The 538-nt window shown below is 51.7% G+C and carries 1 protein-coding gene; it reads left to right on the top strand.

Annotated elements, in window-relative coordinates; genetic code table 11:
- A partial coding sequence (locus tag R7Q48_RS30430) for a sigma 54-interacting transcriptional regulator (RefSeq protein ID WP_318134140.1) occupies window positions 1-538 on the top strand: 538 nt, incomplete at both ends.

Genomic DNA, 538 nt, shown 5'->3' with positions numbered 1-538 from the left:
GGGCGCGAACAGTGTTCGTCAAGGCCGCTTCGAGCAAGCCAACGGAGGCACGCTCTTTTTGGACGAAATCGGGGACATGCCGCTGGATATCCAGACACGTTTGCTGCGCGTGTTGGCGGATGGTCAGTTCTACCGTGTTGGTGGTCACTCTCCGATTCGTGTCGATGTACGTATTGTCGCCGCCACGCACCAAAACCTCGAAAAGCTGGTACACCAAGGCGATTTTCGTGAAGACTTGTTCCACCGCTTGAACGTCATTCGCGTACAAATTCCTGCGCTTCGTGAACGCAAACAAGACATTGAAAAGCTCACACAACACTTTCTGGTACGCGCCGCAGATGAGCTTGGAGTGGAAACCAAAACCTTGCACCCGTCGACGGTCGAAATTCTCAATCGACTCAATTGGCCGGGCAACGTACGTCAGCTAGAAAACATTTGTCGCTGGTTAACCGTGATGGCGAGTGGTAGTGAAGTATTACCGAACGATTTGCCTTCAGAGCTTTTGGAAGAGAAGAAGACCGTTTCGGATTCAACCAAA

Source organism: Vibrio sp. 378, assembly GCF_033339435.1.
The sequence above is the reverse complement of the archived record's forward strand: the minus strand, read 5'-3'. Positions and strand labels throughout refer to the sequence as shown.